This is a genomic window from Brachybacterium sp. (assembly GCF_052095815.1).
Classification (GTDB): Bacteria; Actinomycetota; Actinomycetes; order Actinomycetales; family Dermabacteraceae; genus Brachybacterium.
In genome coordinates this window covers 1-14,028 of the sequence record NZ_JBQDLF010000044.1, presented here as the reverse complement: position 1 = coordinate 14,028, position 14,028 = coordinate 1, and the positions used below count along the sequence as shown (strand labels likewise).

Below are 14,028 nucleotides of genomic sequence, written 5' to 3'. Positions count from 1 at the left end.
ATCTGTCATCAGCGCGACGGCGGGGCACACTGGGAGCAGCGCACCGGGGGCAGCAGCCTCTCGCCGCAGACCTGAAGGGAGCTCGCAATGGACTCGTCACCGTCACGGGCAGCGAGCATCGCGGCCCGTCGGCAGGAGGCGCTCGCGCGCCTGACGGACATCGAGCAGGAGCTCTTCGCGCTGCGGCGCACGCGCGAGGGCCTCAGCGACGATGATGAGCACGATCCCGACGGGGTCCCGCTGTCCGCCCAGTGGTCCCGGCTCGAAGGCCTGCGCCAGAACACGCTCGAGACTCTCGCCGCGATCGACGACGCGCACGCTCGCTGGTCGCGCGGCGAGGACGGCCGGTGCAGCGCCTGCGGTCGCCCCATCGCGCCGGCACGCCTGGTGGCCCGACCGGAGGCGACCACCTGCATCGACTGCGCGCCGTGAGCCCGCCGCACCCTGCGAGCAGGGTGGCTACGATTCACGCAGGCATCGATGACGTGAGGGGAATTCTGTGAAGATCACTGTGATCGGCGTCTCGACGGGCACTGGAGCGCTGCTGGCCTCCCTGGCGCATGAGCAGGGCCATGAGGTCACCGCGCTCTCCCGCCGCGGCGCAGCTCCCGCCGGTGCCCGCGCGCTCTCCGGCGACGCCCTGGCGCCGGGAATCGCCGCTGAGGCCGTGGCCGGCGCCGATGCCGTGGTGGTGACCGTCGGCGGAGCCAAGGGTGTCCCTCACCAGCGCGCCGCCGTGACCAGGGCGGTGGTCACCGCGATGCAGGCCGCGGGCGCCCGCCGACTCGTCGTGCAGTCCTCGCTGGGAGCGGGAGACTCCGGCTCTCAGCTGCCCGGCATCGTCGGGTGGGCCATGAAGACTCTGCTCGCGAAGCCGCTGGCCGACCATGACGAGCAGGAATCGGCGGTGGTCGAGTCCGGGCTGGACTGGACGCTGGTGCGTCCGACAGGTCTCACGAACGGGCCCGCCTCCGGGGCATGGCGCGCACTCGAGCCCTCAGAGCAGGGAACCCTGCGCGGGTCGATCTCCCGCAGCGATCTGGCCGCCCTGCTGCTGGACGTGCTCGCGGATGACTCGACGATCGGCAGGAAGCTCGGTGTGAGCGCCCGGTGAGGTGCGCCGCGCTGCCGTCGCGTCCCCCGAGCGCCGATCCGCCTCGACCAGCAGTCGCAGGAGCAGACCGCCGGCGAGGAGACCGCCGTTGAGGTCGGTCATCCAGTGCCAGCCGAGCAGGAAGGACACGCTCACGGAGTTCACGCAGAGCAGCACCACGATCCAGCGCAGGTTCCGCACCACATGCTGGGAAGCGCTGCTGTAGTGCGAGATCAGGTGCACGGCCGTGCCGTAGATCAGCACCGCCTCCGCGGCGTGACCTGAGGGGAAGCTGATCCCCAGGGTGCCCATCTCGAGCAGGCCCGCTTCGAAGAAGCGGGGGTCACCCGTGGAGGACGCTCCGCGGCCGAGCAGCACCTTGAGCGTTCCCACCCCGCCGAGGAAGCCCGCCTCGGCGAGCAGGGCGATCACGACCGGTCGCCACGAGCGCCGTCGTCGTGCGAGAACGATCGCGACTATTGCCAGCACGGGCAGGCACACGGCTTGGCCGGCGATCCGGTCCAACACGTTCTGGGCGAACGCCAGGGAGGACGGGTCGATCTGCACGAGCCAGCGCCGCGCCAGGAGCCGGTCCACTTCCTGCAGGGGGCCCACCGCCAGCAGGCTCACCGCGACCAGGGCGAGGAGAAGAGCCGGGACCGACGTCACCCGGTCGAACCAGCTCAGATCGAGTTCCCTGAGCGGACGCCGGTCGAGCGGGGTGTCGATCATGGCGTCGGTCGAAATCTGGGTATCGGCGACCATCGTCGAGAAAGCCTAGGAGACTCCCCGGACGGAGAAAAATGGCCGGGCCTCTCGTCGAGCACGGTGCGCGGGAGATCACAGGATCTGCGGCACGCTCGGCGCCGTCCCGCGGTCTCTCATGTCGCGTCTTGCCCCATGGTGCAGACCATGGCGCTCACGTCACTTCACGTCCTGCCCCATGGTGGAGACCATCGTGGTGGACGTGGTCGGGGCCGTGGAGCCGCCGGTACGGGAGGACAGCATCCCCGCCAGCCAGGTCGCGACCTTGGTGAGCAGGTAGTTGATCACGATGAAGATCAGCGCCGCGACCACGAGGGTCTGGAAGATGTTGGAGTAGCCCGAGCCCAGCTGGCGGGAGTACTGCAGCAGTTCGTAGAAGCCGATCAGGAAGCCGAGCGCGGAGTCCTTCAGGATCACCACGAACTGACTGAGCAGCGATGGGAGCATGGCGGTGAGGGCCTGCGGCACCTCGATGATCCGCAGCGACTGGTTGCGCGTCATGCCGACGGCGGCGGCTGCCTCCCGCTGCCCCTTCGGCAACGAATGCACTCCGGAGCGGATGAGCTCGGCGATGACCGCCCCGTTGTAGAGGGTCAGCCCGATGATCACCGCGAAGTAGGCGGAGTCCTCCGAGGCGAAGAGCCCCGTCGGCGCGATCCGCCGGGAGAGGAAGAAGTACAGGAAGAACATCATCACCAGCACCGGCACCGCGCGGAGGAACTCCACGACCACGCTCGAAGCGACGCGGATGATCGCGAACGGGGCCAGCCGCAGGAAGCCGAACACCAGACCGAAGACGGTCGCGGTGATCACGGCGATGCCCGAGGACTGCAGGGTGAACTGCAGACCAGGGAGGTAGTAGTTCGTCCACGCGTTGCCGTTCAGCGCGTTCGCCCACTGATGCGGCGCCAGCTGCCCCTGCCGATCCAGCTGCAGCAGCACCAGCGCCCCGATCGCCAGGATCACCGCGAGAGCGATCAGGTTCGTCAGCAGAACATTGCGCTTGGCCCGCGGGCCGGGCGCGTCGAAGAGGATGCCCGCCTGCGCGCTCATCGGGCCACCGCCAGCTTGTCGGAGAGCCAGGTCGTGAGGATGCCCATGGGGATGACGATCAAGCAGAAGCCGATCGCGATGGTGAGGAAGATGTAGACCATGAGGTTGGGGTTGAACTCGATCATCGTGCTCATCAGGCCCGAAGCCTCGGCCACAGAGGCGGCAGCGGCGACGGTGGTGTTTTTGGTCAGGGCGATCAGGGTGTTGCCCAGGGGCGTGATCGCGCCGCGCAGCGCCTGCGGGAGCACCACGATCCGGGCCGCTGGCAGGAAGGTGAGGCCGATGGCCCGCGCGGCCTCCACCTGGCCGAGCGGCACCGTGTTCACGCCCGAGCGGATCGCCTCACAGACGAACGCGGCGTGATAGATCGTCAGGGCGATCACGGCGTAGGTGAAGAAGTTCAGGTCGAAGCTCGAGAAGAACTCGACCTTCAGCTGGCCCCAGACCGCGAGCACACCGAGCACCATGATGATCGTCAGCGGGGTGTTGCGGACGATGTTGATGTACGCGGTGCCGACGGCGCGGAAGGAAGCCACCGGCGAGATCCGGAACAGAGCCAGGACTGTGCCCAGGAGGAATGAGCCGACGGCGGCAATCGCCGTCAGCTTGATATTCATCCAGAAGGCGCCGAGCACGTCGTACTCGGCGAAGAGTTCGAGGAATCCGTTCATGTGCTTCCTGTCTGGGTGGCCCATGGCCGAGGGCGGGGACCGTCCGGTGCCGGGGCGGACGGCGGCAGGTCGGGCAAGATGCCCGTCCTGCCGCCGTCACGAGGTGCGGCGGGGCCCCGCAGTACGGCGGGACCGCGAAGTGCAGCGAGACTGCGAAGTGCGGCGAGGCTGCGAAGTGCAGCGGGGCCGCTCAGTCGTCGCAGGACTCGAGCTCGGACTCGGGTCCGCTGTTCAGCTCCTCGTCGGGGGTGTACCCGGTGCCCTCGGTGGCGGTGTCCAGCGCTTCCTGCCAGGCCCCGTCTTCCTTCATCTTCGTGATGGCGGCGTTGATGTCCTCGCACTTGTCGGAGCCGGTGGGGATGCCGACGCCGTAACGCTCCACCGAGAAGGTGTTGCCCACGACCTTGAACTTGCCGGTGTTCTCCGGGGTGGCAGCGAGTCCGGCGAGGATGATGTCGTCCGTGGTCACGGCGTCCACCTGCCCGGATTCGAGGTAGGTGACGCACTCGGCGTAGCCACCCTGCTCGACCAGCTCCACGCCCTGGGAGAAGTCGTCCTTGATCTTCTGAGCGGAGGTCGAGCCGGTGACCGAGCAGAGGTTCTTGCCGTCCAGGACGTCGGGTCCGGTGATCTCGGTGTCGTCGGCGCGGACCAGGAGATCCTGGCCGGCCACGAAGTAGGGGCCGGCGAAGTCGACGCGCTCGTCACGCTCGTCGGTGATGGAGTAGGACGCGAGGATCATGTCGACCTCGCCGCCCTCGAGGGCGTTCTCCCGGTTGGCCGAAGGGGTCTGGACCCATTCGATCTGGTCCGCGCCGTAGCCGAGCTCTCCGGCCACATACTTCGCGACCTCGACGTCGAAGCCGGTGGGGTCGCCGTCCCCCTCGCGGAAGCCGAGACCCGGCTGATCGAACTTGATACCGATGCGGAGGCTCTCGCCGCCGCTCTCACCGCCACCGCCACCACCGCCCTCGTCGCCGGACTGCGAGGGGGCGCAGGCGGACATGACCAGTACGGCTGCGGCGGCGATCGCCGCTGCTGATGCGAGCTTCTTGCGCATGGTTCCTCCAGTTGGGTGGGGAGTGATGGTGCGGTGCAAAAGACGATTCACGCGGGGTGTTCAGTGCGCCAGGATCTTTCCGAGGAAATTCTTGGCGCGGTCGTGCTGCGGGTCGGTGAAGAAGGTCTCCGGATCGGTGTCCTCGAGGATCCGCCCTTCGTCCATGAAGATGACGCGGTCCCCGGCCTTCCGGGCGAAGCCCATCTCGTGGGTGACCACGACCATGGTCATTCCCTCGCGGGCGAGCTGGACCATGACGTCCAGGACCTCCTGCACCATCTCCGGGTCCAGCGCGGAGGTGGGCTCGTCGAACAGCATGACCTTCGGCTTCATCGCCAGGGCCCGGGCGATGGCCACCCGCTGCTGCTGACCGCCGGACAGCTCGGCCGGCATCTTCTTGGCCTGCGCGGACACCCCGACGCGCTCCAGCAGCGCCATGGCCTCCTTGGTGGCCTCAGCCTTCTTGATGCCCTTGACCTTTATCGGGCCGACCGTGACGTTCTCCAGGATCGACTTGTGGGCGAAGAGGTTGAAGGACTGGAACACCATCCCGACCTCGGCGCGCAGCGTGGCGAGCGCCTTGCCCTCCTCGGGCAGCACCTTGCCGTCGATGCTGATGCGGCCACCCTCGTCGATGGTCTCGAGCCGGTTGATGGTCCGGCACAGAGTGGACTTGCCCGATCCCGACGGGCCGATCACGATCGCCACCTGTCCTTCGGGGATGGTCAGGGTGATGTCAGTGAGGGCCTGGAAGGAGCCGAAGTGCTTGTTGACGCCCGTCAGTTCGACGAGCGGGCGCTTCGAGGTCGCGGCGGCGGCAGCGACGCCCTCCGACTCCGGTGTGGTCTGCGTCATACCCGAGAGGCTATCCGCTTCGATCCTCGATACCTGCCGCCCGCTGATCCCTTGACCAAATCGTTGTCTGCGCTGGCGCCTCGCGGGCGCGCCGTGCGGCGTGGAGGGGGCCGGTCAGTCGTCCTCGAGCAGTGAACCACCCCTCCGGTCCGGATCCCCGCTCCCCGCTCCTCGCCCTGGGCCTGGGTTTGCGCCTGTGCCTGTGGCTGCGGATCAGGTCACCGGCGCTCGAGCGTCAGCCCGCCCTCCCCCGCACGATGGCGCCGCACGGCGGCGACGAACGCGTCCGTGTCCGGCAGCCACGGCCCCTGGGCGTCGAGCGCCGCATAGCCTCCCTCGATGAAGCTGCGCACCAGCTCGCGGTACTCAGCGAGGCCTCCGACGATGCCGTACTCCTCCTCCAGCCCGTCCTCCACGCGACCCGTCGGCGCAATGATCCGCTCGATCCCGTCGGCATAGAAGTGGAGGTGGATCTCCTCGAGATGGGTGGGGTCCTCGAGGGAGAACACTTCGTTCGCGCGGCCGACGTTCCGTGCGACGAACTGCCAGAACGCCTCGGCCGCGCGCACGCCCCCGGGTCGCCAGCGCTCCTCCGTCCCCTCCGCGTCGGAGAAGACCAGCTCGCGCACGCGCTCGCCGCCGACCGGCAGGTCCTCCTCGTCGAAAGGGCGGCCCTCTCCACGATCCGCGGCCTCGCCGCCGACCAGGGCGCACAGCGAGCGCACGGTGGCTGCGCTGAGCTCGGGGTGCAAGCGCACGAGGGCAGCCTCGGTCGCGGCCTCGATCCGCCGCCAGTCCTGCTTGTCCGTGCCGGTGGCTCCCCGTCGCGGGTCCCTGCGGATCTGCATTCCCTCGCAGGCCGCTTCGACCTCGGCGATCACCTCGAGGACCGTCGGCAGCATCGAGGGCTCCACCGCGTCGGGCAGCCGACGTGGGACCCCTCCGCCGTGGAGACGCTGTCCGGTGTAGTCGAGGATCGCAGTGTCCAACGGGCCGAGCACGATGCCGCGGCCGGCACGGCGGCGGGCGGCGTCGTGCTCGGCCCGGCGCGCATGGTCGACGGACTCGGTCACGCCGCGGGCGGCGCGGAAGAGCTCCCCGCGCGCCAGCGCCTCGGCATCAGCCCCATGACCGATGAGATAGGAGTCCACCTGCTGCGCGCCCGCGGCGAGCGCATCGATCTGCGCCGGCGAGCCGAGCAGGACAGTCCGCAGCAGCGCCGACGCCGCCCGTGCATCCAAGGGATCACGGATTCCGGCGTCGTCGTACAGAGGCTGCATCAGCGCGGCGAGCAGGACGTGCCGAGGGAGATCTTCGCGGAGCACGGCGAGATGCTCCTCCTGGATCGGAAGGGGGAACTCGCGGGGATCGTGAGTCGCATCGGCACCTCCGACCAGGACCAGCTCGAGCCCGTCCTCCTCCGTGCGTCGTACCCACGGGAGCCACCTCGTGCTGCGGACGAAGACTGTGTCTGTCATGCGGGGATCCTTCGCTCGGCGGGTCGAGACGCCCATCCTCCTCCGTCGGCGATGGGCGGAGTCCGCGCCTCGCCGGTCGTTCCCGTCCGACGCGGCGCAGCAGGCGTCCCCCTGCCAGGCCTCGATCCCCTCGCGGACGGCGAGGACGGCGATCACGAGTGCGGTCCGGCGCGCGGAACCGGCGCCGCGCGATGCCCGCAGCCACTGCGCGACCAGGGCCAGGCGCATCACCACGTAGGCCAGGACGATCACCCGGAAGTCATGGTCGACGAAGGCCGGCCGGACGCCCGAGGCGAGCACGAGCACGCCGCCCATCTGCACGATGGTCAGCACCCTGTAGAGCCAGTCGTCGGTGTCGAAGGAGGTGGCGAACCAGGTGAAGTTCATCCAGGCCCGCCAGATGGCGAAGAAGACGCTCAGGTACCCGACGACGCCGCTCGGCCGGGCTCGCGCGGGTCCCGCGGGCGCATGGGCACCAGACCGAGCATCGGGCGCGAGGTCATGAGGGCTCCTTCGTCGGCTGGGACGGCACCTCGGAGTGCTGGGGCGGCAGAATACGGCACGCGGCCCGGGGTGCCGTGGTGCGGTGTCAGCCCTGGGTGTCAGCCCTGGCGGGCCCGATCCCGGTTCCACAGCTGATGGGTCAGACCGCTCGCGGTGCTGACGTACTCGATGCTGAACCGCTGCTCGAGCCCGGCGAGGTGATCCCAGATCCGCACCCCGGCGCCCAGCACGATCGGGGTGATCACGATGTGCAGGAAGTCGACGAGGTCCGCCTCGAGGAGCTGGCCCACCGTCGAGGGTCCCCCGCCTATCCGCACGTCGGCCCCTCCTGCCGCCTCCTGGGCGAGGCGCAGCGCCTCCTCGGGCGAGGCGTCCACGAAATGGAAGCTCGTGCCGTTGTCGAACTCGATCGACGCGCGCGCGTGGTGGGTCAGGATGAAGACGGGCGTGAGGAAGGGCGGCTCATCGCCCCACCATCCCTTCCAGCCGTCGTCCGGCCACTCGCCGGACTGCGGGCCGTACTTCCGCCGCCCCATGATCTCCGCACCGACGCCCTGGCCCCACAGGCTGAACAGGGCGCGATCCACGGTCACCGGGTCGTCCATCCCATGCACACCATGGATGACGCGACCGTCGAAGGAGCGGAAGAGCGCCGCGGCGCCGCCGATCGGCTCCTCCAGCGTCACGTGCTCCCCGGCGGCATAGCCGTCCGCGGAGACGAGGAGGTTGTGAACCCTGGTCCGGACCATGTGCGCTCCCTGTGCGATGACATGAAGAGATCGCTCGAACGCTCCGCTCCCGTGCACACAGGGTGAGGCCTCGGCGGTGCCGGCGCAAGCAATGCCGGCGCAAGCGATGCCGGACACGGCGCTCAGGCCGACGTCTCCCCGGTGCCGGGGCGGACGGCGCCCTCCACCCAGCCCAGCCGCGCACCGAACCCGGCGCACAGCACGTGCGAGTCCCTCAGCGGGGTCCACCAGCAGGTCCATCGCTGTGCCGCTCCGCCGTCGGAGGGATCCCTCTTCCCCGCCTGCCAACGCTCCGGGACCTCGGCGTCGAGGAGCTCGAGCTGGAAGAAGTGCCGTTCGTGCTCCTCGAGGAGGTCGGGGCGCGCTCGGCGCTCGGAGCCGCGATCCTATCGGCCCGCAGAATCGCTCTGCGTCGATCCTGCAGTGAACCCGGAGCCCTCTCTCTCGTGGTCCTCTGTGAGGCCCGCACCACGGGCACGTCACGAGGAAGTGAGCACGCCATGAAGAACCTCACCCGCATCACCGCAGCCACCGCGCTGTCATTGCTGACCATCGGCGGCAGTGCCGCCGCCGCGAACGCCGCCCCCGCGATCCCGGTCAACAACGGGCAGGAGACCACCGGTGCCGAAGGAGGAGGGCATGGGAAGTTCAGCTATTCGATCGACGGCGACCAGTTCTGCTACACGCTCGAGGTCACCGGGCTCACCACCGGGGCCGTCGCCGCGCACGTGCACCTGGGCGAGCAGGGCGTCGCGGGTCCCGTCCACGTCCCGCTCTCCGTGCCGAACGCGACCTCGTTCGACGTCGAGGCCTGCACCACGGTCACCGACCCGGCGATCCTGGCCGGGATCCGGGAGAGTCCGCGCAGCTGGTACGTCAACGTCCACACGCCGACCTACCCGGGCGGTGAGGTGCGCGGCCAGCTCAAGTAGTCGGTGCCGCCTCGCGCACGAGACCGCCCTTCGGGCAGTGGGCGGTCGCGAGCGTGAGCGACACCGGCCATCTCGTGCAGGGCTGAGCACCGCTAGTCTCGGGCGGTGACCGATCTCCTCGCCCTCTACGACGCCCATCTCCGCACCGCCGCCGAGATGACGGGGGCGCGGAGCGTGACCCGTCACGGGCCGCTGTGGATCGGGCGGTTCCGGGGCGGTCGGCTGCTGGTCACCTATCGCGCGCTCGAGGATCCCGCGGCCGGCGTCGCCGCCGTGCAGGCGCTGCTCGCGCAGGATCCCTCGCTCGTCGAGGCGGAATGGAAGACCCGAACGCACGATCGCACGCCCGGACTCCACGAGGCGCTCACTGCGGCCGGATTCGTGGCGGGAGCGGCGGAATCGGTGATGCTCGGCGAGGCCTCCGCCCTGATCGGGGTGGAGCCGCTGGCCGGGATCACCCTCCGCCGGCTGAGCGCGCCCGTGGAGCTGCGCGCCGCGCTGGACATGCAGGACGCGGTGTTCGGGGGGCGTCCGATGGCGGAGCGGATGCTGGGTGAGATCCTCGAGCGGCAGGCCCGCGGGGACACGGTCGAGCTGTGGGCGGCGGAGAGCGACGGCCAGGTGGTGAGCGCCGGCCGGATCGACCCGATCCCCGGCACCGGCTTCGCGGGCGTCTGGGGCGGGGCGACTCTTCCCGACTTCCGCGGGCGCGGCATCTACCGTGCGCTCACCGCGGCGCGCGTGCGCTCGGCCATGACGCAGGGCGTGCGCTGGATCCACTCGGACTCGACCGAATTCTCCCGTCCGATCCTCGAACGCGCCGGTCTCGTGAGGGCCACCGGGACCGTGCCGTGGACGTGGCAGCGCGGCCCACGAGAGAGGGAGCACCTCGGACTGTGACGACCTCTCGATTTCGCACCCGACCCCCGCGGGACTTCGTCAGCACCGGCGCGCATCACTGGCCGAGGGTGGATCGGGGCTCCCTGCTGCTCTTCCTGGGCTCCGTGACCCTCTGGTGCGGCATCTACCTGATCAGGAACGACCTTCCCGAGACCTTGAGCCAGCGCGCGCAGATCACCCTTCAGGGCATGCCCACCATCTTCGGAGGGATTTGCGTCCTCTTCGGCGTCGTGGGGCTCGTGAGCGGGATCCGGGGCTCGGTCCGCAAGGGGGCGGACGCCATCGATCTGAAGCCGTCGGCCCGCGGGCTGCGGGTTCGCGGGGACCACCTGATCCCGTGGGAGTCGATCTCCGCGGTCACCGCCGTCCAGTACCAGAACGACGCGAAGCTCCAGATCCTGTGGGATCGGGCGGACCTGAACCGAGCCCTGGTCCTGCACCTGGACGAGCTGCTGGGCGTCCCGCGGATCACCGTGAAGGATGGCGAAGCACGGCTGCGGATCCCGCTGCTGCGCTACCCGGCGGTCGACTACCGGCCGCTGTACGAGTCGATGCTCGAGGAGTTCGCCCGGCGGGGCGTCCGCGTCGAGGTCGAACGGAAGCACAAGCAGACGTAGTGGGCGCGACCGCGCGCGACGTCCGTCGGCCGACGTCCGGCCCTCTGCTCAGTCGAGGATCTCGAACTCGGGCTCGATGGTGATCGTGCTGCGCAGGGAGTTCGCGATGAAGCAGCGCTCATGCGCCTGCTCGACAAGATCCTGCAGCGTCGCCGCGTCCGTGCCGCGGGCGCGGATCCGCGGGCGCAGCACCATCTCGGTGATCGACATCGGCTCGGACTCCTCGGGCATCACCCCGGAGGCGGCGTCCTCATAGGAGACGATGTCGACGCCCGCGCGGGCGGAGGCGCCGAGGAAGGAGAGCATCTGGCAGGAGCTCGCCGCGACCACGAGCAGCTGCTCCGGGTTCGCGAGCGCCGGGTCTCCGCGGAAGACCGGGTCGGCGCTGAGGGTCATGTCGACCCCTGGGGCCACGCTCACATGATGTTCGCGGGAGTAGGAGCGGATCCCCTCCCCCGTGCTGCCGGTCCAGGTGAGCTGCGCGTCGTACTCGTGGGTGTGCATGGGGCGATCCTAGGGACGGTGCGCTCGCTGCGCCGCATGATGCGCCGTGGGCGTTCCCTCGCGACGCTCAGCTAGGACAGCTCCAGGCGGGCGAGCACCGCATCGACCACCTCATGCACCGGCAGCTCTGCGGAGTCGAGCTCGAGGTGCTCATCGGTCCAGGGACTGCTCTCGGCGGCGCGCAGGAGCACCTGGTCCCATCGCGGCTCGGGCACGTGCGCGAAGCCGCGGTCCCTCTCCTCGAGCCTGCGCCGGTGCTCTCCCCGATCCGAGGTGACCAGGTGGACGAACAGGAGCTGCGCTCCTGTCGACCGTGAGGCGCCGCGCCAGGTCTGCCGCGCCTCGTCGCTGTCGTTGACGGCGTCGACGACGACGTCGGCATCGAGTCGGAGGTTGAGCTCGGCGATCGCGCGGGCCGCCTCATAGGCGGCGATCCCGACCTGACGGCCCGCTGGCAGGCCGCAGCCCAGCAGCGCCTCCTCGATCGCGTCGATCGAGAGGTGCACGGCGCTCAGCCGACGGGCGATCGCCGCTGCGGCGGTGGTCTTCCCGACGCCGGGCAGTCCGGAGACGGCGAGGAGGCGTGGAGTCATGGCGCGATCCTCTCAGGTCCGTCCCGAGCACCGGCTCGCGGAGACCGCCCGTCGGCCGGATTCAGCGGCGGGACGCGGCGAAGGTCGTGTGGCCGGGGCCCGAGCCCGGGGCCGCGACGGCGTCGATCGCGTCAAGCTCCTGCGCTGTCGGCTCCCACGCCACGGCGCGAGCGTTGGCGGCGACCTGCTCGGGGCGGGTGGCGCCGGCGATGACGGTGTCCACCGTGGGCTGGGCGCGCAGGCCGCCGAGGGCGATCTCGAGCATGCTGCGCCCGGACTCCTCGGAGAGCCGGCGGAAGCCCTCGATCACGTCCCAGCGGGCGTTGTCGAAGCGGGCCGTCTCGGTGGCGAGGCGGGTCCCCTCAGGGGCGCCGCCCGTCTTCGAGTACTTGCCGGTGAGCAGCCCGTAGGCGAGCGGGAAGTAGGGCAGCAGGCTCATTCCGAAATGCTCGAGGGCGGGGACGAGCTCTGTCTCGGCGCTGCGGTTGTACAGGGAGTACTCGTTCTGCGCCGTGATGAACGAGGGAGCACCGACGGCGTCGGCGAGGTGGGCGGCGTCCGCGACCTCCCAGGCAGCGAGGTTCGAGCAGCCGATGTACCGCACCTTCCCGGAGCGGACCAGGTCACCGAGTGCGTCGAGGGTCTCCGCCATCGGGGTGATGCGATCGGGGGCGTGAAGCTGGAAGAGGTCGATGTGGTCGGTGCCGAGGCGGCGCAGGGATCCCTCGACCGCGCGGAGGATGTAGCCGCGGCTGGCCCGGTTCGCCCGCGCTCCTGGGTAGGTCTCCCCCATGTCCATACCGAACTTGGTCGCGATCACGACCTCTTCACGGCGAGCCCCGAGCGCCTTCCCGAGCATCGTCTCGGACTCGCCGATGCCGTACGTGTCGGCGGTGTCGAAGAAGGTCACGCCCTCATCGAGCGCGGCCTGGACGACGGCGGTCGCCGCGTCCTGGTCGATCCGGCGCCCGAAGGCGTTGCATCCGATGCCGAGTGACGAGACGAGAAGACCGCTGGAGCCGAGGGAGTCATAGCGCATCGCCCCAGGCTATCGCCAAGGTGGCAGTCTCCGGCAGGCGGTCTCGTCCGCCCGTCGGTGCGAAGGGTTACGGTGTGCATCCGACGGACCGACGCGAGACGGGGACGACCGATGGCACGGAAGAAGAAGACGCCTGAGGAGGTGGCGGACGAGCAGCGGCGGTACGCGCTCGCCGCCAGCGCGACCACCGATGAGGAGCTCGCACCGTTCCTCAGCGACACCAACCAGGCGATCCGCAATGACGCGGCGGCGAATCGGCACGCGAGCGCGGCACTGCTCGCCCGATTCGCGCATGACAAGTTCTGGAGCACCCGGGTCGTCGTGGCGCAGCACCCCAATACCTCTCGCGAGACGGTGATCGGGCTCCTCGAGCCCGACCCGAGGCGTCGCGGGGTCGTCCACCATGCCGCGCGCGAGCGGCTCGAGTCGGAGGGCGTCGAGTTCGGCGAGGATCAGATGCCGCTGGGCTGAGACGGCACGCGAGTATCGTCACCCGCGCGGTCCCGGGGTGCGTGGTCACTGCGGGGCCAGCTGGGCGATCTCACCGCAACCATCGCGTCAGTGCGTCGGCCCCTCGCCACCGAGGTCGGTGACCGCGATCGACGTGCCCTCGCGCTCCAGATCCGCGTGTCATCTGGTTCAGGGGCACGCCTCAACGTCGCTCCGCTCCCTCGTGAATCCGACCGGTGGGCAGCGGTTTCACCATGATCAGGCAGGGAGTGCCTTCGCCCCACAGCTCGGTCTCCTCCAGCGGCAGGAAGCCCTGCTTCTCGTAGAAGTGCCGGGTGCGTGCATAGGCAGGGTCAGGATGCGATGCACCGAGGGTCTTCACCTCCAGCAGCCGCACGCCCCGGGCACGGGCATCGGCCTCGAGGGCGGAGAGCATCGCCGTACCGATGCCAGCCCCGTGCGCGGCGCGCTCCACGACGATCAGGTGCACCTCGGCGGCCGACGGGAAGTGACGATCCACCAGAGTGACGCCGACGACAACATCCGAGGCGTCGCGGACGGTCCAGGTCTCTTTGGTACGGGCGGCCTCGACGTACTCGGCGTTCGACTCGGGACGGCCGAACCATTCGGGCACGGTGACGAGCAGGCGGGCGACGTCGTCGGGCACCGGGTCATCTCGGTGAGCGATCCAGGTCATGGCGCACATCGTAAAGCGGCTCTTCCCGGTTCGTGGTGATGGGGAGCGTCGCGTCGTAGGCGCAGAAC

General features: G+C 69.8%; 17 protein-coding genes. 6 read left to right on the top strand and 11 right to left on the bottom strand.

Annotated features, from left to right (window positions below; all coding sequences use genetic code 11):
* The first annotated feature begins 87 nt into the window (after window positions 1-87).
* Window positions 88-432: a TraR/DksA family transcriptional regulator gene (locus ACTH43_RS14940; RefSeq protein ID WP_441445691.1), complete on the top strand. Its 345-nt coding sequence runs from the start codon at window positions 88-90 to the stop codon at window positions 430-432.
* Between the two features lie 67 nt (window positions 433-499).
* On the top strand, window positions 500-1,114 hold the full coding sequence (locus ACTH43_RS14935; protein WP_441445690.1) for an NAD(P)-dependent oxidoreductase: 615 nt from the start codon (window positions 500-502) through the stop codon (window positions 1,112-1,114).
* On the opposite strand, the gene ACTH43_RS14930 is transcribed toward ACTH43_RS14935, so the two are convergent.
* The 7 genes from ACTH43_RS14930 to ACTH43_RS14900 form a co-directional block, all read right to left on the bottom strand.
* Window positions 998-1,858, bottom strand: coding sequence for a phosphatase PAP2 family protein (locus ACTH43_RS14930; protein ID WP_441445689.1), 861 nt, complete (start codon window positions 1,856-1,858; stop codon window positions 998-1,000). The two genes, ACTH43_RS14935 and ACTH43_RS14930, sit on opposite strands and share 117 nt — an antisense overlap.
* 159 nt (window positions 1,859-2,017) lie before the next feature.
* Complete coding sequence (locus ACTH43_RS14925) at window positions 2,018-2,911, bottom strand: amino acid ABC transporter permease (protein ID WP_441445688.1); 894 nt, start codon at window positions 2,909-2,911, stop codon at window positions 2,018-2,020.
* Window positions 2,908-3,582: an amino acid ABC transporter permease gene (locus ACTH43_RS14920; protein ID WP_441445687.1), complete on the bottom strand. Its 675-nt coding sequence runs from the start codon at window positions 3,580-3,582 to the stop codon at window positions 2,908-2,910. Before ACTH43_RS14920 ends, ACTH43_RS14925 begins: the two co-directional genes overlap by 4 nt.
* 190 nt (window positions 3,583-3,772) lie before the next feature.
* Window positions 3,773-4,642 (bottom strand): glutamate ABC transporter substrate-binding protein, encoded by an 870-nt coding sequence (locus ACTH43_RS14915; protein WP_441445686.1) that lies wholly within the window; start codon window positions 4,640-4,642, stop codon window positions 3,773-3,775.
* A 60-nt stretch (window positions 4,643-4,702) separates the two neighbouring features.
* Window positions 4,703-5,497 carry an amino acid ABC transporter ATP-binding protein gene (locus ACTH43_RS14910; RefSeq protein WP_441445685.1) on the bottom strand — a complete coding sequence of 265 codons (795 nt, stop codon included), beginning with the start codon at window positions 5,495-5,497 and terminating at the stop codon, window positions 4,703-4,705.
* A 218-nt stretch (window positions 5,498-5,715) separates the two neighbouring features.
* A complete protein-coding gene (locus ACTH43_RS14905) occupies window positions 5,716-7,362 on the bottom strand; it encodes a DUF6357 family protein (protein ID WP_441445684.1) in 1,647 nt (548 codons plus the stop codon).
* Between the two features lie 215 nt (window positions 7,363-7,577).
* Window positions 7,578-8,228: a dihydrofolate reductase family protein gene (locus ACTH43_RS14900; RefSeq protein ID WP_441445683.1), complete on the bottom strand. Its 651-nt coding sequence runs from the start codon at window positions 8,226-8,228 to the stop codon at window positions 7,578-7,580.
* A gap of 500 nt (window positions 8,229-8,728) precedes the next feature.
* On the opposite strand from ACTH43_RS14900, the gene ACTH43_RS14895 reads away from it, so the two are divergent.
* The 3 genes from ACTH43_RS14895 to ACTH43_RS14885 all read left to right on the top strand — a co-directional run bounded on the left by ACTH43_RS14895 (window position 8,729) and on the right by ACTH43_RS14885 (window position 10,677).
* Window positions 8,729-9,160: a CHRD domain-containing protein gene (locus tag ACTH43_RS14895; RefSeq protein ID WP_441445682.1), complete on the top strand. Its 432-nt coding sequence runs from the start codon at window positions 8,729-8,731 to the stop codon at window positions 9,158-9,160.
* Window positions 9,161-9,265: 105 nt separating this feature from the next.
* A complete protein-coding gene (locus tag ACTH43_RS14890) occupies window positions 9,266-10,060 on the top strand; it encodes a GNAT family N-acetyltransferase (RefSeq protein WP_441445681.1) in 795 nt (264 codons plus the stop codon).
* Window positions 10,061-10,128: 68 nt separating this feature from the next.
* Window positions 10,129-10,677 carry a hypothetical protein gene (locus ACTH43_RS14885; RefSeq protein WP_441445680.1) on the top strand — a complete coding sequence of 183 codons (549 nt, stop codon included), beginning with the start codon at window positions 10,129-10,131 and terminating at the stop codon, window positions 10,675-10,677.
* Between the two features lie 48 nt (window positions 10,678-10,725).
* Here the strand turns inward: ACTH43_RS14885 and ACTH43_RS14880 are convergent, their stop codons facing one another.
* The 3 genes from ACTH43_RS14880 to ACTH43_RS14870 all read right to left on the bottom strand — a co-directional run bounded on the left by ACTH43_RS14880 (window position 10,726) and on the right by ACTH43_RS14870 (window position 12,813).
* A complete protein-coding gene (locus ACTH43_RS14880; RefSeq protein ID WP_441445679.1) occupies window positions 10,726-11,181 on the bottom strand; it encodes an OsmC family protein in 456 nt (151 codons plus the stop codon).
* Between the two features lie 71 nt (window positions 11,182-11,252).
* Window positions 11,253-11,774, bottom strand: coding sequence for an AAA family ATPase (locus tag ACTH43_RS14875; RefSeq protein WP_441445678.1), 522 nt, complete (start codon window positions 11,772-11,774; stop codon window positions 11,253-11,255).
* 61 nt (window positions 11,775-11,835) lie between these two features.
* On the bottom strand, window positions 11,836-12,813 hold the full coding sequence (locus ACTH43_RS14870; RefSeq protein ID WP_441445677.1) for an aldo/keto reductase: 978 nt from the start codon (window positions 12,811-12,813) through the stop codon (window positions 11,836-11,838).
* 111 nt (window positions 12,814-12,924) lie between these two features.
* On the opposite strand from ACTH43_RS14870, the gene ACTH43_RS14865 reads away from it, so the two are divergent.
* Window positions 12,925-13,284: a hypothetical protein gene (locus tag ACTH43_RS14865; RefSeq protein ID WP_441445676.1), complete on the top strand. Its 360-nt coding sequence runs from the start codon at window positions 12,925-12,927 to the stop codon at window positions 13,282-13,284.
* Window positions 13,285-13,465: 181 nt separating this feature from the next.
* Here ACTH43_RS14865 and ACTH43_RS14860 read toward each other — a convergent pair whose 3' ends face one another.
* Window positions 13,466-13,960 carry a GNAT family N-acetyltransferase gene (locus tag ACTH43_RS14860; RefSeq protein WP_441445675.1) on the bottom strand — a complete coding sequence of 165 codons (495 nt, stop codon included), beginning with the start codon at window positions 13,958-13,960 and terminating at the stop codon, window positions 13,466-13,468.
* Window positions 13,961-14,028 lie beyond the last annotated feature (68 nt).